The sequence below is a fragment of the Paenibacillus cellulositrophicus genome, from assembly GCF_009363095.1.
Classification (GTDB): domain Bacteria; phylum Bacillota; class Bacilli; order Paenibacillales; family Paenibacillaceae; genus Paenibacillus_AQ; species Paenibacillus_AQ favisporus.
On record NZ_CP045295.1, the window covers coordinates 5263217 to 5281280 of the forward strand.

The 18064-nt window shown below is 57.4% G+C and carries 19 protein-coding genes; 13 read left to right on the forward strand and 6 right to left on the reverse strand.

Annotated features, from left to right (window positions below; genetic code table 11):
• Positions 1 to 39 precede the first annotated feature (39 nt).
• Positions 40 to 513, reverse strand: coding sequence for a MerR family transcriptional regulator (locus GCU45_RS24055; RefSeq protein WP_152401065.1), 474 nt, complete (start codon positions 511 to 513; stop codon positions 40 to 42).
• 191 nt (positions 514 to 704) lie between these two features.
• Here GCU45_RS24055 and GCU45_RS24060 point away from each other — a divergent pair, with 191 nt between their 5' ends.
• Positions 705 to 1841, forward strand: a complete 1137-nt coding sequence (locus GCU45_RS24060) for an NADH-dependent flavin oxidoreductase (protein WP_152401067.1) — start codon at positions 705 to 707, stop codon at positions 1839 to 1841.
• Positions 1842 to 1926: 85 nt separating this feature from the next.
• Here GCU45_RS24060 and GCU45_RS24065 read toward each other — a convergent pair whose 3' ends face one another.
• Together GCU45_RS24065 and GCU45_RS24070 are read right to left on the reverse strand one after the other, a co-directional pair.
• Complete coding sequence (locus tag GCU45_RS24065; RefSeq protein ID WP_341874523.1) at positions 1927 to 2784, reverse strand: EamA family transporter; 858 nt, start codon at positions 2782 to 2784, stop codon at positions 1927 to 1929.
• A gap of 22 nt (positions 2785 to 2806) precedes the next feature.
• A complete protein-coding gene (locus tag GCU45_RS24070) occupies positions 2807 to 3769 on the reverse strand; it encodes a metallophosphoesterase family protein (RefSeq protein ID WP_152401070.1) in 963 nt (320 codons plus the stop codon).
• A gap of 250 nt (positions 3770 to 4019) precedes the next feature.
• Between GCU45_RS24070 and GCU45_RS24075 the strand changes: the two genes are divergently transcribed.
• Both GCU45_RS24075 and GCU45_RS24080 read left to right on the forward strand, forming a co-directional pair.
• A complete protein-coding gene (locus GCU45_RS24075; protein WP_152401072.1) occupies positions 4020 to 4799 on the forward strand; it encodes a DeoR/GlpR family DNA-binding transcription regulator in 780 nt (259 codons plus the stop codon).
• A 286-nt stretch (positions 4800 to 5085) separates the two neighbouring features.
• Positions 5086 to 5439: a DUF2512 family protein gene (locus GCU45_RS24080; RefSeq protein WP_076170396.1), complete on the forward strand. Its 354-nt coding sequence runs from the start codon at positions 5086 to 5088 to the stop codon at positions 5437 to 5439.
• 88 nt (positions 5440 to 5527) lie between these two features.
• Here the strand turns inward: GCU45_RS24080 and GCU45_RS24085 are convergent, their stop codons facing one another.
• Positions 5528 to 5740 carry a hypothetical protein gene (locus GCU45_RS24085; RefSeq protein ID WP_105441705.1) on the reverse strand — a complete coding sequence of 71 codons (213 nt, stop codon included), beginning with the start codon at positions 5738 to 5740 and terminating at the stop codon, positions 5528 to 5530.
• Positions 5741 to 5989: 249 nt separating this feature from the next.
• Between GCU45_RS24085 and GCU45_RS24090 the strand changes: the two genes are divergently transcribed.
• The 9 genes from GCU45_RS24090 (at position 5990) to ptsP (ending at position 14870) form a co-directional block, all read left to right on the forward strand.
• Positions 5990 to 8125 carry a BglG family transcription antiterminator gene (locus GCU45_RS24090; protein WP_244364225.1) on the forward strand — a complete coding sequence of 712 codons (2136 nt, stop codon included), beginning with the start codon at positions 5990 to 5992 and terminating at the stop codon, positions 8123 to 8125.
• A gap of 24 nt (positions 8126 to 8149) precedes the next feature.
• Positions 8150 to 8593: a PTS sugar transporter subunit IIA gene (locus tag GCU45_RS24095; RefSeq protein ID WP_152401074.1), complete on the forward strand. Its 444-nt coding sequence runs from the start codon at positions 8150 to 8152 to the stop codon at positions 8591 to 8593.
• Complete coding sequence (locus tag GCU45_RS24100; protein WP_152401076.1) at positions 8590 to 8853, forward strand: PTS sugar transporter subunit IIB; 264 nt, start codon at positions 8590 to 8592, stop codon at positions 8851 to 8853. Before GCU45_RS24095 ends, GCU45_RS24100 begins: the two co-directional genes overlap by 4 nt.
• 35 nt (positions 8854 to 8888) lie before the next feature.
• Positions 8889 to 10187: a PTS ascorbate transporter subunit IIC gene (locus GCU45_RS24105; RefSeq protein ID WP_089545874.1), complete on the forward strand. Its 1299-nt coding sequence runs from the start codon at positions 8889 to 8891 to the stop codon at positions 10185 to 10187.
• 138 nt (positions 10188 to 10325) lie between these two features.
• Positions 10326 to 11318 (forward strand): phosphotriesterase family protein, encoded by a 993-nt coding sequence (locus tag GCU45_RS24110; RefSeq protein ID WP_152401078.1) that lies wholly within the window; start codon positions 10326 to 10328, stop codon positions 11316 to 11318.
• A gap of 12 nt (positions 11319 to 11330) precedes the next feature.
• Positions 11331 to 12089 carry a creatininase family protein gene (locus GCU45_RS24115; protein ID WP_152401080.1) on the forward strand — a complete coding sequence of 253 codons (759 nt, stop codon included), beginning with the start codon at positions 11331 to 11333 and terminating at the stop codon, positions 12087 to 12089.
• A complete protein-coding gene (locus GCU45_RS24120) occupies positions 12086 to 12820 on the forward strand; it encodes an SIS domain-containing protein (RefSeq protein ID WP_152403291.1) in 735 nt (244 codons plus the stop codon). The genes GCU45_RS24115 and GCU45_RS24120 overlap by 4 nt, the downstream gene beginning before the upstream one ends.
• A gap of 26 nt (positions 12821 to 12846) precedes the next feature.
• Positions 12847 to 13116 carry an HPr family phosphocarrier protein gene (locus tag GCU45_RS24125; RefSeq protein WP_076170389.1) on the forward strand — a complete coding sequence of 90 codons (270 nt, stop codon included), beginning with the start codon at positions 12847 to 12849 and terminating at the stop codon, positions 13114 to 13116.
• The gene (gene ptsP / locus GCU45_RS24130; RefSeq protein WP_152401082.1) at positions 13116 to 14870 is read left to right on the forward strand and encodes a phosphoenolpyruvate--protein phosphotransferase; all 1755 of its coding nucleotides are present in this window, start codon (positions 13116 to 13118) and stop codon (positions 14868 to 14870) included. Before GCU45_RS24125 ends, ptsP begins: the two co-directional genes overlap by 1 nt.
• A gap of 354 nt (positions 14871 to 15224) precedes the next feature.
• On the opposite strand, the gene GCU45_RS24135 is transcribed toward ptsP, so the two are convergent.
• Positions 15225 to 15980, reverse strand: a complete 756-nt coding sequence (locus GCU45_RS24135) for a YqjF family protein (protein WP_152401084.1) — start codon at positions 15978 to 15980, stop codon at positions 15225 to 15227.
• A gap of 143 nt (positions 15981 to 16123) precedes the next feature.
• Here GCU45_RS24135 and GCU45_RS24140 point away from each other — a divergent pair, with 143 nt between their 5' ends.
• Positions 16124 to 16465 carry a KGG domain-containing protein gene (locus tag GCU45_RS24140; RefSeq protein WP_145135924.1) on the forward strand — a complete coding sequence of 114 codons (342 nt, stop codon included), beginning with the start codon at positions 16124 to 16126 and terminating at the stop codon, positions 16463 to 16465.
• Positions 16466 to 16536: 71 nt separating this feature from the next.
• Here GCU45_RS24140 and GCU45_RS24145 read toward each other — a convergent pair whose 3' ends face one another.
• A complete protein-coding gene (locus GCU45_RS24145) occupies positions 16537 to 17826 on the reverse strand; it encodes a phytoene desaturase family protein (protein ID WP_152401086.1) in 1290 nt (429 codons plus the stop codon).
• Positions 17827 to 18064 lie beyond the last annotated feature (238 nt).

Sequence of the window (18064 nt, forward strand, 5' to 3'; positions counted from 1 at the left end):
AACCAAGCGTGGGCACTTCATGAAGCAGCGCTGCTTGCCTCATCGGATTCGGCGGTTTGCCCGTTTTCGCAGTTGTGGAAAATAGCTCATCTCCTCGACGGAAATGGGCTTTGCACCGTCGTCCGGGTTTTGGTCCGAATATTCTCCGCTTGGGAACCCATCTTCCAGTCTAACGTCAATGAAATCAACGAGCTGCTGAAGTGAGGAAATTTGCTCGACGATCTGTTCACGGTGGTTTTTTAAAGTCCGGGTCAGCTCAATATATTCGGCGGGATCAGGGTTACCGGATGCCTTCAGGAACGGCTTCATGGCCTCCAGGGAAATCCCCGTTTTTTTCAGGCAGGATATTAATTTGGTTGTATGGATATCCTTCCGGCGGTAGACGCGATGCCCGTTGTCCTTTCTGTCCGGCGGAGGGAGCAGCTTGATTTTTTCATAATAACGGATCGTGTCCTCGGAAAGTCCAGTCAGCTCCGCGGTTTGCTTGATCGTGAACGTTTGCTCGATCATCATCCTGCACCTCCTGTAATGGAAACTTAAAAGCATTATACATCTTGGAGCCGACTCCAAGTCAAACGGGGTCAGCTCATCTTTTTTTCGGACAACGGCTTTGTCCACATTGCCTTGACTTCGATTCGACTCCAACTTTTACAATGGGCTCTATCAGGGAGACATATCCCTGGCATATGAAGGAGGAGACGCACATGAACCCTAAATATCAACCTATAATGGAGCCCTATCGTTTCAAAAATGGCGTCGAAGTCAAGAACCGTGTCGTTCTTGCGCCCATGACGATTTCTTATTCCCGGCAAGACGGTACGATATCGGATGATGTCATCGCGTATTATGAAAGCCGTTCGAACAGTGTTGGAATGGCGGTCACGGGAAGCGCGATCGTCACATCGAGCGGCAAAGTATTCGGAGGAGAAATCGCGGCGGACCATGACGATCGGATTCCCAGCTTGCAGCGCCTGGCTGCAGCCATGAAGAAACGCGGGGCCAAAGCCATCTTGCAAATCTTTCATGGGGGACGGGAAGCTCTACCGGAGGCGGTACCCAACGGTGAGATCGTAAGTGCGAGCGCGATTGCAAAGGAAGGCCAGAGCTTGATCCCCCGGGCGCTTGAAGAGCAGGAAATTTTAGAGATCATCCGAGCGTTCGGCGCCAGCACCCGGAGGGCGATCGAGGCGGGCTTCGACGGGGTAGAGATTCACGGGGCCAACCGGTTTCTGATCCAGCAGTTTTTTTCGCCATACACCAACCGGCGCGATGATCGTTGGGGAGGAGATCTAGACAAGCGTATGGCGTTTCCGCTTGCTGTGGTCGACGAAGTGAACAGAGTAGTAGCTGAACATGCTAAACGGCCGTTTCTCGTAGGATACCGGTTTTCGCCGGAAGAAGAAATGACGCCTGGCATTACGATGGCGGATACACTAAGGCTGGTGGATGCCCTCGCCAATAAAAACCTGGATTATTTGCATGTTTCTTTAATGGACTTCTGGTCTAAGCCTAGACGTGGAGTAGAGGACAATCGCTCCAGGATGGAGATGATTGATGAGCTCGCCGGGCAAAGAGTTCCCGTGATCGGTGTAGGATCGATCCGCACACCTGATGAGGCGCTTAGAGCGCTGCAATCGGGAGTCCCGCTCATAGCACTGGGACGTGAGCTGATTATCGACCCGGATTGGGTTGAAAAGGTAACGCAGGGCAGGGAAAACGAAATCCGCACAGAGATCACATTACGCGATCAAGAAAAACTGGGGATTGCCGATCCGTTATGGCACAAAATCGTCCATACGCCAGGGTGGTTCCCGATCGCGGGCCAGGGTGTAACCGGCTAAAACGGGATTATGGTTATGCGAAAAAGCGCGCCCAAGGCGCGCTTTTTCATTCGTATTGGAACAGTTCCCCTGCTGCGCCAGCTGTTCAGCCCAGCATGCCGATCAGAACAATGCCGCCAAAAATAATGACGGAGCACAGCATCCGCCGCAATCCCTGCTGCTCCTTCAGAAGCAGGACGCCGAGGAAAGTGGCGAAGATGGTGCCGATTTCCCGCAGCGGGCTGATATGGGCCATCGGCGCTTGAGACATGGCGAACAGAAATAGCAGATAGGAGCCCGGGTTTAAAACGGCCCCAAGCAGCAGCGTAGTTTTGTTGGCCTTCCATTCCTCAACAATTTTTCCGGAGGCGATCACGGCCGGGGTCAGACCGAGCACAAATCCGATGTTGGTCACCTCCAGCAGCCCGATAGGAGAGACATGCTCCAAATTCAGCTTGTCGACGAAGACGTAGCAGGTGGTACACAGCCCGACGCACAAAGCCATCAGCACGGGCTTCAAGCCTTGGGCCTGCTGCCCGCCGCTGCGGCTGTTGGAGCCGATGCCGCTCAGCACGGCGAATCCGCCGAGCATGCAGAGGATGCCGAGCCAGCCGAAGACGGACAGCGATTCGTTCAGAAAAAGGACGCCGATCACAGGGACGAGCAGCGTGCTGGTGCCCCGCATGATCGGATAGATTTGCGACAGGTCGCCCAGCTCATAGGTTTTCGACAAAAGCCAGGAATAGACGGCCTGAAGCAGCATCGACAGCAGCAGCAGGCCGTAGGAAGCGGCGTTCATCGGATGTTTCCAGAGCTCGGTGATCAGCACCGGCAGCAGCAGAATGGTCGCGACCATCATGATAGACCACAGAAAGACGCTTTTGCTGCGGCTCCGCTTGGTGAACATGCTCCACACGGCATGGGCCATGCCGGAAGCAATAACAAGGACAATCGGTAATAACAAAATGAGTCAGCCCCTTGGTTGTTTAGTTGGTTCCTTGGGTATCGGGTTCATGAATCGGCTGTTCCAGAGCGGCGGACCCGTCCTCCAGCCGGAGCCAGGTATCGAAGCCCTTCTCGCCAAGGGACAGGCGGATGACGCGGGCACCCCGCATAAATCCTTCTTTGCCGTATGTGTTGCAGCCGGTGGCCCGCCCGTAACTCAGGCGGATCCCGTGCAGCGTTCCGCTGTAATCGTTGATATGATCGTGTCCGCAGAACGTGCCGATGACGTCGCCCATTTCGACCAGTGCTGCAAACAGTCCGGAGTTGACCGGAGGGCTGCAGACCCGTTCGTATTTATGCCCATAGCAGACTTGGGTGTCCCATACTTCCTGATATTCGGGAATCGGGATATGGAAGAATGCCAGCGCAGGCAGCTTCTCCGCCTGCCCGTTCGGATTCAGCCTGGCGGATTCAGCGGCGAGCCAGTTGATTTGGTCCCGCTGGATCCAGTTGTACCCGGGAACCTGGTCGAGGCTCGAATAATCCCCGGAATCGAGGAAATACAGGTTGGCGGCCGGACGCCCCTCCGCGTCAACCAGCTCCAGCGTGTAATTGCCCGACCCGCTTAAGTGCGCCGGACCGGGCTCCGTTACCGTATGCCGGTGCTCCAGCACGGTCTGCATCAGCTCTTCCCGGCTGATCCGGTTTTCCGTATCATGATTGCCGAAGACGACCGCCCACGGGATACCGCGTTCTTCAACGGCAGCGACCGCATCCCGGAAGGCTTCCCGGGGATTCTCGCATTCTTTATTTCCCGGGGACACAGGTCCGGTATAAATGACGTCTCCGGTGATAACGACCAAATCCGGTTTCTCAGCATCCATGACCCGTTCCATGATTTCCCGTGTGCGCTGGTCCTCAGGTCTGCCGTCCATCCAATGCAAATCGGTAAACTGTACAATCGTAAAAGTGCCGTCCTTTCGAAAAGACAAGCTCTTGCTCATCTCACGTGTCCTCCTCGTTATTTTACGTTAATTTAACAAACCACATATATGTATGTTGTATTATGTGTATTTATGTGGTTTTAGTTGATTTTAGTCCTGGTCAAAGCTGCTGTCAATTCATTTTTTCGATGTTTGACATTCCTCTCCATCGCCAACTACACTTATAAGAAACAACAACAAAACACATGTAAGCGATGAAAAACCACATGTGTCCAATACTAAGCCTTTTGGTATAAAGGGGGGGTTCGATATGTCCTTAACCTATGAGGAACGGCGGGAGACCATTCTCGGCCAATTGGGGATGGAAGGGAAAGTCCGCGTGCACATGCTGGCGGAGATGTTTGGCGTTTCGACAGAGACGATCCGCAGGGACCTCGACCGCCTGGAGAAGGAAGGCAAGCTTCGGAAAGTTTACGGCGGCGCGGTCCGGGTCCGTTCCGGCTTCACGGAGCCGACGTTTACGAACCGTTCCCTGATGCACCGCAGCGAAAAGCAGGAGATCGGCAAACTGGCGGCGTCCCTGATTGAAGACGGGGAGACAGTGCTGCTGGACAACGGCACCACGACACTGGAAATTATGCGGAATGTGATGGAGCGCCCCCAGGTCACGGTCATCACCAACTCCGTGCCGATATTAAACCTTGCCCTTGAGGGGTTCCGGGGGAAAATCGTGTTTGCTGGGGGCGAGATCAATCCGGAGCATCAGGCGGCTACGGGGATGATCAGTCATGAACTGCTCGATCGCTTCAAGGTGAATAAGGCGTTTATTTCCGCAGGGGGCATCTCGCTGGCCGACGGGATCACTGATTATCATCTGGAAGAAGCGCTGCTGTCCCGCAAAATGATCGAGCGTACAGAAGAGGCCATTCTCGTCGCGGACCATTCTAAGTTCGGGGTCACCACCTTCGCCCAGATCGCACCGCTTACGCAGATCTCGATGGTCGTCACCGATGCGGGCTGCTCCAGGGAATGGATCGACGCCTTGAAGCAGCTGGACATTGAAATCATTTCGGGAGAGGCCCGGCTTTAAGAGGATTCTAAGTGGCGGGTTCCTCTACGGAACTGCCTTTAAATAAAGGGGCGATCCGGTCGATGCGGTTCGTCCAGATGCCGCCGCTGTAGTGGGCGCGGTTCTGTTAGCGCTACTAATGATTTCTTTTGGGATCTCCTTCTACGGATGCGCATATAAACAGCCCTTTTGGCGCATGGTAATAAAAATGAACGATATTCTGCAAGGCAGTTAATAGTTTTAAAGCACCGAACCTGTTTAAAGCTTACATGCAAAACAATCCAAATGAGGAAAGGAGGTCAGGGATATGGGGAAATTTGCCGTTAAATTGGTGGCTCATTTGGTTGTGATCACGGCGATGCTGTTGGTACTCTCTACGGCAACGATCTGGGGGGCATTGGCCACGGCGCTGGCGATCGGCGTCATTTCCTATTTGGTCGGCGACCTGCTGATTCTCCGCGCTTCCCAGAACAATATCGTTTCCACGCTGTGCGATGCTGTTCTGGTTTTTCTCATGCTTTGGGCGGTGCGTGCATCGAATCTGTGGTCCTTGTCTTATACGGATATGCTGGTTATCACCATCGTGGCGGGGATTTTCGAATACTTCTACCACATGTGGCTGCTGAGCGACGACCGTTCGGCCAGAAGACAGCGGGCCTAATGAGCCTTTCTGCTTATCTTTGATTTAAAATGAATAGATGAAACGATGGAACCCTAAGACCCTCTGCCAACAGGCAGAGGGTCTTCTTTTAGCGGTTCTGCTTCAGCTCGGCAAGCCCGACCAGGAACATGAGTACGCCGATAAGAAGCGGGGAGAGCAGGGTGCAGTACAGCAGCGTCTCGTATTCGCCGGTCAAATTCATATTGTAAAAAAATATATTCCTGAAGAAGAAGTAACCCATCGGCGCACTGAAAAAAATGAACACAAACGATAATGCGAACCATGCCGTCGACCTTTTCACAGATGTATCATCCCTTCCTGATATCTATTCTCCTTTTTACCATTCTTTACATAGATTGTCATCCAAAAAATCCACTTCGTCGTGGACGGATCCGAAAGAAAGCCGATAAATGCAGTGCTGGAAATCGATAGTATTCATTTTTGCACAAACCGGACTTCCAGGAATTGAACTGTCATTCGCAGCAGGGCCATAGGTATAATCGAGTCACAAGGAACGACATATTTCGTCAATGACAGGAGGGATGCCGGAATGCTTGATGAACGCAGTACCGAAATACTGAAGCTGCTGGTGCAGACGGACGATTACGTGACGCTGGATGAACTGACGCAGAGGCTCGGCATCTCCCGAAGAACCGTGTATTACGATATGAACAAAATCAATGACTGGCTGGAGACTTTGGAGCTGCCCCCTGTCGAGTACGTGCGCACGGCCGGTTATTCTCTGCCGGAGGCCAGCCGCCGGGGGATCCCGGACACGGCAGGAGCAGAGAGCTCTGCGGCCCAGCAGTATTATTTGTCCCAGCGAGAGCGGCTTGCCTGGATCGCGATCCGGCTGCTCACGGCAAAGAGTCCCGTCTTTATCCACCGACTAACCGAGTTGCTCCAAGTCAGCCGGGGGACGGTACTGAAGGATTTGAATGCGGTTCGCGCGCAGCTGGAGACGGCCGGCCTCGAGGTGGTGTATGACCGGAAGCGGGGCTACGAAGTGCACGGCGAAGAGGCGAGGATCAGGAGAGAGCTGACCCGCTGCTGCGATCAGCTTGCCGGCAGCGTCAGCTGGGAGCAGGCGGTCAGCCGTACGGGCTACTGGGGAGAGCAGGATCCGCTGCGGGACATCATGCCGGAGAATACGGACGAAGGCATCCGGCGTCAGATCTACCTGCTGATCGCGGCCAGCGAGCGGATGCTGAACGTGGAGCTCACCGACGAGATGCTCTTTCATTTGACTACCCGATTTTTGCTGTTTATCCGCCGGATTCAGTCCGGCCGGGTGATCCGCGTGGATGAGGACGAGCGGGAAGTGCTGCGGCAGACGCCCGAATATGACGCGGCTTCCCGAATTGCGGACGGCCTTGGCCGCTTGTTCGGCAGTCCGGTACCGGAAGAAGAAAACGCTTACCTTACGATGCATCTGCTTGGGGCAAGGGCGAACCGGATGGAGCAGCTGACAGGCTCGGATGAAATTATCGGACGCCTGCGGGACGCGGCCCGGGAGATGACGGATGCGTTCCAGCGCAGCGCCTGCGTCTGGCTTGGCGGCCGGGAAGCCGTGGAGGAGGACCTGCTGGTTCACCTGAAGCCGGCGTATTACCGGATCATATACGGTTTGGAGCTGGTCAATCCTCTTCTGGAGGACATCCGCAGTAAATACGGCGATTTATTTGAGCTCACCCGGCGCTCGGCATATGCTTTCGAGGAGCTGGTAGGCCGGAAGCTGAGCGACGTCGAGATCAGCTATCTGGCCATGCATTTCGGCGGATGGCTGCGCCGGGAGGAAGTGGAGCCGGCGGCCCGGCGGAGGGCGGCGATCGTCTGCGTGAACGGGATCTCGGCATCGAGAATGCTGAAGGCCCAGCTGGAGGGGCTTTTCTCCACTCTGGACATTATCGCGATGCTTTCCCTGCGGGAATACGAGCAGTTCCAGGAGCGGGTCGATTTAATTTTCTCAACAGTCCCGCTGCCGGACAGCAAAGTGCCCGTATATGTCGTCCGTTCGATCCTCAGCGACAAGGACAAAGAGAATCTGCTCGGCAGGGTGAACAAGGCGGGCGGCAGAGGCCAGAGGACACAGGCGAGCTCGGTGCAGGCACTGCTCGATATCGTCCGTAAGCACGCCGACGTGACCGACGAAGCGGGCCTCGCCGACGAGCTCGGCCGCTACCTGTCCGGCGGCCGGAGCAAAGTATGGCTGGGCGAGCGGCCCAAGCCTTCCCTGGCCGAGCTGCTGCCCGCGCCGATGATCCGCCTGCAGCGGGAGAGCGCGAGCTGGCGTGAAGCGATCCGGGAAGCAGCCCAGCCGCTGCTGGCGGAAGAATACATCGACAAAGGCTACATCGACGCCATGATCGGCAAAGTCGAGTCCCTCGGCCCATACATTGTGGTCGCGCCCGGAATCGCCATCGCGCACGGCCGGCCAGAGGATGGCGTGAAGCGTCTGGGGATGAGCCTTCTGCAATTAGAGCGGCCCGTGGCTTTTTCCGGGGAAGCGCGCCACCAGGTGAAGGTCGTTCTGGTGCTGGCGGCCATCGACGGAGAGTCGCATCTAAAGGCATTGTCCGAGCTGACGGGCATGCTGAAGGACGCAGCCGGCCTGAACCGGCTGAAGGAGGCGCATACGAAGGAGCAGATTCTGAAGCAGATCGGGACGGCTTCAAGTTCCGGCTAAACTATCCGAACGGGAGAGATGAACATGAAATTTCTTGAACCTCCGCTCATTGCGCTGGATGCGGAAGCGGCATCCGCCGAGGAGGCAATCCGGCTGGCAGGTGCGCTGCTGACGGAGGCGGGTGCTGCAGAAGCACGCTACGCCGACGCAATGGTAGATTCCTACCGGGAGAGGGGCCCATATTTCGTCCTTGCCCCGAGTATTGCCCTGCCGCACGCCCGGGCGCAGGACGGCGTGATTGAGGCTGCGGTGTCTTTTGTCCGGCTGAAGGAACCGGTCGTCTTCGGCCACAGCGCCAACGATCCGGTGCAGCTGGTATTCGCCCTTGGCGGGTCTGACAGCGGCGAGCATATCGCCCTGCTGCGCCAGCTGACGACGCTGCTGAGCAATCCGGCGCATCTGGAACAGTTCAAACAGGCGGCCGATGTGGAAGCTATCCAACAAATCATTAGGGGGAATGAGCAATGAAAGTATTATGCGTATGCGGTTTGGGACAAGGAACGAGTCTGATTCTGCGGATGAATGTGGAAAATGTGCTGAGTGCGATGGGCGTCAGCGCCGACGTTGAGCATACGGATGTCTCCACGGCTTCGGGTACGGCGGCCGACTATATTATCACTAGCCATGAGCTGGCGCAAAGCCTGGAGGGCCATTCCGCCCGGATCATCGTCGTCAATAACTACTTCGACAATGACGAAATCAAGCAAAAGCTGGGGGAAGCCTTGTAAGCCCTATCTTGACCTAACCGAGGAGGTGTCCATCCATGGACGTGCTTTATTGGATCGCAACCAATATTTTCGGAACACCTGCCATACTGCTCGGCTTCATCGTTCTGGTCGGCCTCATGCTTCAGAAAAAATCGACCAGCCAGCTGGTGAGCGGGACGTTCAAGGCGATCATCGGCTTCCTCATCATCGGAGCGGGTTCTGACGTCATCGTGAATGCGCTGAACGTGTTCGAACCGATGTGGAAGGAAGTGTTTGGCCTGAAGACCAGCTCGCTCGGCAGCTTCATGGGCCAGGAAGCCTTCAACGCCAAATTCGGCAGCGCCGTCACGCTGGCCATGCTGGTCGGCTTTCTGATCAACGTGGCGCTGGCCCGGTTTACCCGGTTCAAATACATTTACCTGACCGGACACATGATGTTCTGGACCTCGACGATCTTTGCGGGCGTCATCGTCCATGCGGCAGGCACCGGCGTTCCGGTCTGGAAACTCGTGATCGTCATCGCCGTCATTCTGGGCCTGTACTGGACCTTCCAGCCAGCCCTGGTCCAGCCGTTCCTGAGAAAGGTTACCGGGAATGATAACATCGCTCTGGGCCATACCTCAGCCTCCGTCGCCCTGCTGGCGGCGCTGCTGGGCAAGGTGCTCGGTAACAAAAAGAACGATTCCGAGAAGATCAAAGTGCCGAAGGGATTCGAATTTCTTCGCGACTCCAACGTTATTACGGCGCTCAGCATGGGCGTGCTGTTCCTGATCGGAGCGATCATTCTGTCGACCAAGGGGACTCCCGAGGCTGCTGCCCTGATCGCTAAGGCAGGAGACCAGAACTTTATCATTTATTCCATTATCCAGTCATTTACGTTCGCCGGCGGCATTGCTATCGTGCTGATGGGGGTGCGGATGTTTGTCGGCGAGCTCGTGCCGGCCTTTAACGGGATTGCGACCAAGCTGGTGCCCGGGGCCAAGCCGGCGCTGGATGCCCCGGTTGTGTATCCTTACGCGCCGAACGCCGTTGTGCTTGGTTTCCTCGGCGCCTTCGCCGGAGCTATCATCTGGCTGCTCGTGCTCGGCAGCACGGTGTCCTACATTTTCGTACCGACGATGATCGTGCTGTTCTTCCATGGGGCGACGGCCGGCGTATTCGGCAACTCGACGGGCGGCGTGCGCGGAGCGGTAATCGGGGGCTTTGTAACATCGACGATTGTAGCCTGGGGGCAGTTTGTCATGGTAAGCTTCCTGATCTCTTCAACCGTGCCGGACACGGCCATGTGGGCCGCTGACTCGGATATGTTCATCATCGGTCCGATTTTGCACTTTATCGCCAAGCTGCTCTTTTAAAATGGATATTTGAAACCGGCCAAACGGAAGACGGCGAGCGGTCGGAGCGCCGTCTTTCCTGGGCCGTAGCGGGTCTTGTATGCAGCCGGATCTTACCAACGACACCAACCACTCACCAAGAATGGAGGAGAAACGATTATGGGCTTTATTCGCACACTTCACGGGGACATGGATCCGAAGGAGCTCGGGTTTACGTACTCCCATGAGCATATCGTATGCCGCCCGGCCTATTGGCAGGAGCGGAGGGAAGACGATCTGCTGCTGGACGACAAGGAGAAGTCGAAGCTGGACGTGCTGGATTTCAAACGGTACGGCGGGCAGTCGATCGTGGATGCAACGGCGGTCGACTATGGCCGGGATGTTCATGCCGTAGAGGAGATCGCCCGCGAGACGGGCATCCGGATCGTCGGGACGGCCGGATTCAACAAAAGCTTTTTGTGGGACGCGGGCATCAAGGAAGAGCTGAAGCCCCTTATCGGGCCCTATGATACTTACGCCCAGTGGATTGAGGCGAAGACGATCAACGAGCTGGCCGATTTCGTCATTCGCGAGGTCGAGGAAGGGCTGGAAGGGACGCCGTTCAAGGCAGGCCAGGTCAAGTTCGGAACGGGCTACAACCGGATCACGCCCTTGGAGGAAAAGACGCTGCGGGCCGTGGCAAGGGCGCATCACGAAACGAAAGCTCCCGTCCATTCCCATACGGAGGTCGGCACGATGGCGCTGGAGCAGATTGAGCTCTTGAGAAGCGAAGGCGTAAACCTGTCTTATTTGAGCCTCGGACACATGGACCGGAATCCGGATCCATATTACCACGAGCAAATCGCCGCAACCGGCGCGTTCCTTAGCTTTGACGGCATCGGCAAGATCAAATACGCGCCTGAAAGCACGCGGATCGCGCTGATTCTGAATCTCGTACGCAAAGGGTACGAAGACCAAATTCTGATCAGCGGGGACACCGCCCGCAAAACCTACTACAAGCATTACGATCATGGACTGGGGCTGGAATATATCATTGCCAAATGGGTTCCCCGATTCATCGACGAGGCGGATCAAGCAGGGTTTGACGGCAAAAAGCTGATCGAGAAGTTTTTTGTCGCCAACCCGGCCCGCTGCTTTACATTCAAAAAGTAAGGGGGCAGGGTCATGAAATTCGAGCATGAAAACTCGGCTGACGTCATGGACAAGATCCGCCTGCACCGCACGGCCATACTGCCGGTTGGCGCCGTGGAAGCACACGGCCCGCATCTTCCCCTCGGCACGGACAATCTGCTTGCCGAACGGCTCGCGGACAAACTGGCTGCGCGCACCGGCGGATTCGTGCTGCCGACGCTGCCTTACGGGCAGGTGTGGAGCCTGCGTCATTTTCCGGGGAGCATAAACGTGTCTAACGAGGCGTTGATTCGGCTCCTTGCCGATATCGGGGAAAGTCTGCACACCCAGGGCTTCCGCATTCTGGCTATGGTCAACGGCCATTTGGGAAATGCCGTCGCCCTGAAGGAGGCCGCGAGGGTGCTGTATGAACGGGTGCCGGACCTGAAGGTATTCTATTTCTTCTATCCCGGAACGAAGGAAGTGACCGCAGAAGTCCGGGAAACGCCTGCGGTTCATGGCACCTACATGCATGCTGACGAAATCGAAACGTCCTACATGCTGTATTTGGCTGAAGAGCATGTGGACATGGACCGTGCGATCGACGGGAAACCGCATATCCCGGCCGACGCAGACTGCACCCCCACACCATGGGAAGAGATGACGTCTTCGGCGGTGCTGGGCGACGCCACCCGTGCCAGCCGGGCGAAAGGGGAAAAGATCATCGAACGCAGCCTGGACGCGATGGCGGACATGGTGCTGCAGGCCAGAAGGAAGCTGGATTTTGAAGCGAAGGGGGAGGAATTATGCTGATGAACGCGTATTTCAACATTATCGGCGAGCTGCTGCATAAGGTACGGACGAAGCAGGCAGAGGAGATCCGGAGAGCTGCCGTCAAGGTCGCGGATTGCATAGAGCAGGGTGGCATCATCCATTTATTCGGCTGCGGGCATTCGCATATCCTCACCGAAGAAGTGTTCTATCGGGCCGGCGGGCTTGCTCCTATCCGTCCCATCTTCGTGGAGAAGCTGATGCTGCACGAAGGCGCAGTGCGCTCATCCGAGCTGGAGCGGCAGAACGGCCTTGCGGCAGACTTCATGGATGAGCAGGATATCCGGGAAGGCGAAGTGGTATTCGTGCTGTCTACCTCCGGGCGTAATCCGGTACCGGTGGATGTTGCGCTAATGGCCGGGCAGAAAGGTGCCTTTACCATCGGCATAACTTCCCTGGCGTATTCCAAGAGCCAACCATCCCGCCATGAGAGCGGCCGGCATCTGGCCGATGCCGTCGATCTGGTCATCGACAACTTTTCCGTTAAAGGGGATGCGGTGCTTCGGTATCCAGGCATGGAGGTCGCCTTTGCGCCCAGCTCGACGGTGATTGGCGCGGCGATTCTGAACGCCGTATTCGCGGAGTCGATCGGGATCATGTTCGACAAGGGGCTTACGCCGCCGGTATTTTTGAGCGGCAACATCGATGGGGCCGACGCGCATAACGAGGCATTGATCGAAGCTTATAAGGGCCGGATCGCGCTGCTGGCGTGACCGGCTTCATAAAGGGGAGGAGCAACATGATTACACAAACGGTGACCATACGGAATAAACAGGGCTTTCATGTGCGGCCGGCTCAGCAGTTCTCGGACCGTGCGGGACAATATGAAGCACAGGTGGCGGTCGTAACGGAAGATGGGCGCCGGGCCGACGGCAAAAGCATGCTGGAGCTGATGACGCTTGGGCTCGAAGCGGGATCGGTCGTCACGATCGAAGCCGCCGGACCGGGAGACGAAGAAGCGGTCCGCGCTTTGGCGGAGCTCGTGGACGGCAAGTTCGGTGAGGACTGATGGACACGCTGTATGTTCAAGGCATCGGCGTGTCGGAAGGGGTACGGATCGCGCCGGCCTTCATCTACCGGCGGAAAGAGGCCGGTGGTGCGCCGGCTCCCGCGGAGCTTCCCGCCGACCCGGAGGCGATTCGGGCTGAGCTCTCCAGGCTGGGCGAGGCGAAGCGCCGGTGTGCCCGGCAGCTGGAGGATCTGTCGGCAAAGGCGGCGGAGACGCTCGGCGAAGACCAGGCCGGGATCGTGACGGGTCAGCGCAGGCTGCTGGATGACCCGGCCTTCTATCCGAAGATGGAGGCCTGGGTGCAGGAGAAGCGGGTGCCCGCGGAGCAGGCCGTTGCCGGCATCGTGGAACAGGTAGCCGGCGTGTTCGAGGCCATGAGCAGCGACTATATGAAAGAGCGGGCCGCGGATATCCGCGACATTGGCGGACGTCTGCTGAACGCTTTGGCGGCGAAAGAGGACCGCGGGTTAACCGCGATTACGGAGCGGGTCATCCTCGTGGCGGACGACTTGGCGCCGTCGGACACGATCCAGCTGGACCCGGAGCGGGTGATGGGGCTGATCACCCGCGCCGGCGGTGCGACGTCGCACACGGCGATCCTGGCGCGCTCGCTCGGCATTGCCGCCGTCGTCGGCGCCGGCAGCGCCATCGACGGCATCGCGGACGGCGATCTGATCGCCGTCGACGGGGCGGCCGGACGCTGCATCGTCCGGCCCAGCGAGGCGGAGGCGGAGCAGAGCCGCCTCCGGATGGAGGAGGGCGAGCGGGAGCGCGCCGCGCTCGCCCGTTACGCCGCGCGTCCGGCGGTAACCGCCGACGGGACGCGCGTGGAGCTGGCGGCCAACATCGGGACGGCCGCCGAAGCGAAGGCCGCCGCCGCGCAGGGCGCCGGCGGCGTGGGGCTGTTCCGCACGGAGTTTCTGTTCATGAACGCCCCGGCGATGCCGGGCGAGGAGGAGCAGTTCCGTGCGTACCGGGAGGCGGCGGCCGCCATGGATGGCCGCCCAGTGATCATCCGCACGATGGACATCGGCGGTGATAAGGCGCTGCCGTATCTGGATCTGCCGCGGGAGGACAATCCGTTCCTCGGCTATCGGGCGATCCGGATCGGCCTGGGCAGGCAGGATCTCCTGAAGGTCCAGCTGCGCGCGGTGCTGCGGGCCAGCGCATTCGGGAACGTCAAGGTGATGTTCCCGATGATTTCCGGGTTGCAGGAGTGGCGGGAAGCCAAGGGCGTGCTGGAGGAGGCGAAGGAAGAACTGAGGCGCAGCGGGGCGGCATTCGACGAGCACATCGAGGCGGGAATCATGGTCGAGGTGCCCTCGGCAGCCGTCATGGCAGGGGCATTTGCCCGTGAGGTCGATTTCTTCAGCATCGGTACGAACGACCTGGTTCAGTACACGCTGGCTGTGGACCGGATGAACGATAAGGTCGCTTACCTGTACGATTATTTCCACCCGGCGGTGCTGCAGCTGATCCGCCAGGTCATCGAAGCTTCCCATCGGGCGGGCAAATGGACCGGTATGTGCGGCGGGATGGCCGGCGATCCGTTGGCCGCCCCGCTGCTGCTTGGGCTCGGCCTGGACGAGTGGAGCATGGAGGCAGGACGACTGGGCGTCATCAAAAAAGAACTGTCAACTCTCGACCGGGAAGCCTGCCGCTCGCTGGCCGACAGCGTTCTGACGCTGGATACGCCCCATGCGGTTCGTCAGGCGCTTGAAGAGTTTCGCCGCGCCATCGGGCATACGCTATAGGTATAACGTTTAAGCATCCGACCGCTGAATTTGCAGGAAAAGGCAGAGCGTCCTCTCTGAGAGGATTCTCTGCCTTTTGGATTTGCGGCATGGCGGATTGCGATATTGCTGGAACTGCTGAATTGCTGTAATTGCTGTAATTGCTGAATTGTAGTAATTGCGCAATACGGTAATGTGCAATACGGTAATGCACAATATGGTAGTGCGCAATGCGGTGATGCACATTACGGTATTGCGCACTACGGCACAGCGCATTATAGCATTGCCATATGAAGAATATCGCCTTACTGCGGTCAGCCGGAGTGCCTTTTGTTTTTGCTGGCTCCTATTCTCGTACTCACTGTTAAGGGCCATTTATATTTTCAGCACGGGCCACAGCAGCACCTCCAGCCGCGGGGTATACGTCAGCAGCGCCGGCTCCGGGTCGTGGACCAAGCCGAACGAGGCCGTCAGGCTGTTCTCCTCGATCCACAGTCCGGCCTCCTGAAGCGGCCAGGGAAGGTGGTGAATCTCCCCGATTCGGAGCTCACCGTCGGTTCCCGCGGAATACAGACAATACCGCTCGGTCAGCCAATGGACAAGGGTCCCGGGCTCGGCATGATAGACCTTCGGATTTACCGCACGATACCGGCTTTTCCATACCGCTGGGGACTCTCCGAGCCCGCGATCCCTTTCGCTGACATATTGGATGAATCCTTCTTGATGGCCCTTTTGCATTCGGGCGTAGCGGTAGGGCAGGCGGGCCAGCATGCGGGCTCCCGCGACCGCGAGCGGATTCGAAGCCTCCAGCGTCAAAAACCAAATGCCGGGTTTCCCGCTGCAGTTCACGTACGTTCTAACGTTCAGCTCCAGGAACTTCCGGGTCCCCGGTGCGGGCGGCATCCCCCGCAAACGGAGCGGATCCAGCAGAAACGGGGCGACGCTGATCCACGGCCTTCCTTCCCATCGCTCAAGTTCAAGGCCGGGGGGAATATGGGGAAGCAGGCTGTGTTCTTCTACCGGCCAATGGGCGAAAAGCAGGTCGTTCCAACCCTGCTTCATGACCCAAGGCCCGTCAGGCATAGGTATAGGTCGATGGCTCGTTTGTTCCAGGATGCTGCGGTTTTTCATGGGTCTCTCCTCTCGGCGGTTTGGGCAGGGGCTACGTATCGTTATTACCCATCTATGCACAAATACGATGTTTCATAACCTGGGGCACGGGTAAGTAATGAATGCAAGCGCAACACTCAAAACCCTAGAAGGAGTGATTCGAAATGGCAAATAACAAAGATAACCGTAAGATGACCGTCGAAGAAGCCGGACGTATGGGTGGCGAGAAAACCGCCAAAACGCATGACAAGGAATTTTATCAAGAAATCGGCAGAAAAGGCGGCGAAGCGACGGCTGATTCCCATGACCGTGAGTTCTATGAGGAAATCGGCCGTAAGGGCGGCGAGGCGACATCAGACTCGCATGACCGCGAATTTTATCAGGAAATCGGCCGGCAAGGCGGAGAAGCGAGAAACGATAGCGATGGCAGGGACGGCAAAATGAGCCGTGAGGAAGCCGGCCGCAAGGGCGGAGAGGCCCGGGCCCGTCAAAGAGACAACTCTTAATCAGTCGATACGATAGATGACCACAATAAAAAGGACCTTCCTTCAGGGAGGTTCTTTTTACTGCATGGGCGTCAATCTATGCCAGCGGCCGTCAGACCGGCGAGTTTGGCACTTGTCATCGCGGTATCGGCAAGGCGCCCTTCGCGTCCCACCCAGTCGCCGGCGACGTACAGCCCGCGAATTTCCGGAACGGCCGGCCCCGGTGCGGGAGCATCCCCGCTTCGCAGCGCAGGCCGGGATGCATGAGCGGCAAGCAGATTCGGTGAGAAACGGACGGCGGCGGCTTCCCGCTTCCAGCCTGGCTGAATGGCTTCAAGCCTTTCCTTCAGCCGCCCCAGGACCAACTCGGGATCACGGGAAGGACTGGAGCCGTGGTATGTCATCACATGGATCACTTGGGAACCGTCCTCCGTGAGCGGAATCGCTGCCGAATGGTTCGAATAATAGAACGGCTCATCCAGTCCGAGTACAAACGCCCGATCCGGATGGGACACCTGTTTCAAAGCGACGTCCAGGCAGGAAACGTACAGCGGGTGAGCGTGCTCTATCCAGGCGTCCAGCGAATGGCTGTGCAAGCCGGAACCCTCGAGCCATCTGCTGACCGCATGAGGACCGGCTGCAGCGATAATGCCGCCTGCTCTGAGGAGGGTCCCTTCGGACAGAAGGATACCGGTGACCGCTCCCTGCTCATGCACAATTTGTGCAGCTTCGGCACCTGCGGCGATGACGACGCCGGCACGGACGGCTTCCCGCTGCAGGCTGTCGATGACCGTCTGCCAGCCCCCAAGCACATACCGGACGCCTTGACTGGCGAGCTGTCCTTGTTCCAAAACGTAGCCTGCGCTTAACCGCTCCATGTCGTCATCGTAGGCCCACTGTCTGCACATGGCGTAAAAGAATTGGCGGACGCGGTCGGAGCGGACATGCCCCAAAGCCCATTCCTTCATGCTGATCGAGCGGACCGGCTCCGGATCGATCCGGTTCAGATTTCCCATGAGCGTACTCCATTCCGTCTGCTCTTCGGGACTCAGCTCTTCGGTGGCATGGATCAGCTTCCCGTCTAGAATGCCGTACATGGCATTTTTCGTCCCGCTGCCCAAGGAAGGTTTGCAGCCGAGCTCATCCAAGATCCGCAGCGCAGCGCTGCCTTCGTACATGGCACGGGGGCCGTAATTAAACAAGGCTCCCCCAATTCTGGCGGTTTGGGCCAAGCCGCCAAGGCGGCTTTCTTTTTCAAGCAGTATGACGGATCGCCCGGACCGAGCTGCATAAATCGCTGCGGTCAGACCGGTCAGCCCGCCGCCGATCACGACAATATCATAAAATGGGTGTTCCCTAGTCATGTTCATATTTAGTTTCATATAGAGTACGCTCCCTTCAAATACGTTACTTATTAGTCACATATAATATATGTTACTTTATGGTAACGTGTCAATAGGGTCAAGGGGATTTTTGAAAAGCCTCAGCAAGTATGGTACGGCTTATCGGTTGAAAGGATAGAGGGGACGATAGCATTTCTGCAGCATAAAAAACCCTGCTTCCAGCAATGGAACAGGGCTTGGTCATGGATCGGCGATGGCGATACCCGGTATGAATTTG

What these genes read in the sequence shown, in the direction of transcription:
- GCU45_RS24055 (WP_152401065.1), bottom strand. Translation starts at nt 513, where the DNA reads ATGATGATCGAGCAAACGTTCACGATCAAGCAAACCGCGGAGCTGACT.
- GCU45_RS24060 (WP_152401067.1), top strand. Translation starts at nt 705, where the DNA reads ATGAACCCTAAATATCAACCTATAATGGAGCCCTATCGTTTCAAAAAT.
- GCU45_RS24070 (WP_152401070.1), bottom strand. Translation starts at nt 3,769, where the DNA reads ATGAGCAAGAGCTTGTCTTTTCGAAAGGACGGCACTTTTACGATTGTA.
- GCU45_RS24075 (WP_152401072.1), top strand. Translation starts at nt 4,020, where the DNA reads ATGTCCTTAACCTATGAGGAACGGCGGGAGACCATTCTCGGCCAATTG.
- GCU45_RS24080 (WP_076170396.1), top strand. Translation starts at nt 5,086, where the DNA reads ATGGGGAAATTTGCCGTTAAATTGGTGGCTCATTTGGTTGTGATCACG.
- GCU45_RS24090 (WP_244364225.1), top strand. Translation starts at nt 5,990, where the DNA reads ATGCTTGATGAACGCAGTACCGAAATACTGAAGCTGCTGGTGCAGACG.
- GCU45_RS24095 (WP_152401074.1), top strand. Translation starts at nt 8,150, where the DNA reads ATGAAATTTCTTGAACCTCCGCTCATTGCGCTGGATGCGGAAGCGGCA.
- GCU45_RS24100 (WP_152401076.1), top strand. Translation starts at nt 8,590, where the DNA reads ATGAAAGTATTATGCGTATGCGGTTTGGGACAAGGAACGAGTCTGATT.
- GCU45_RS24105 (WP_089545874.1), top strand. Translation starts at nt 8,889, where the DNA reads ATGGACGTGCTTTATTGGATCGCAACCAATATTTTCGGAACACCTGCC.
- GCU45_RS24110 (WP_152401078.1), top strand. Translation starts at nt 10,326, where the DNA reads ATGGGCTTTATTCGCACACTTCACGGGGACATGGATCCGAAGGAGCTC.
- GCU45_RS24115 (WP_152401080.1), top strand. Translation starts at nt 11,331, where the DNA reads ATGAAATTCGAGCATGAAAACTCGGCTGACGTCATGGACAAGATCCGC.
- GCU45_RS24125 (WP_076170389.1), top strand. Translation starts at nt 12,847, where the DNA reads ATGATTACACAAACGGTGACCATACGGAATAAACAGGGCTTTCATGTG.
- ptsP (WP_152401082.1), top strand. Translation starts at nt 13,116, where the DNA reads ATGGACACGCTGTATGTTCAAGGCATCGGCGTGTCGGAAGGGGTACGG.
- GCU45_RS24135 (WP_152401084.1), bottom strand. Translation starts at nt 15,980, where the DNA reads ATGAAAAACCGCAGCATCCTGGAACAAACGAGCCATCGACCTATACCT.
- GCU45_RS24140 (WP_145135924.1), top strand. Translation starts at nt 16,124, where the DNA reads ATGGCAAATAACAAAGATAACCGTAAGATGACCGTCGAAGAAGCCGGA.
- GCU45_RS24145 (WP_152401086.1), bottom strand. Translation starts at nt 17,826, where the DNA reads ATGAAACTAAATATGAACATGACTAGGGAACACCCATTTTATGATATT.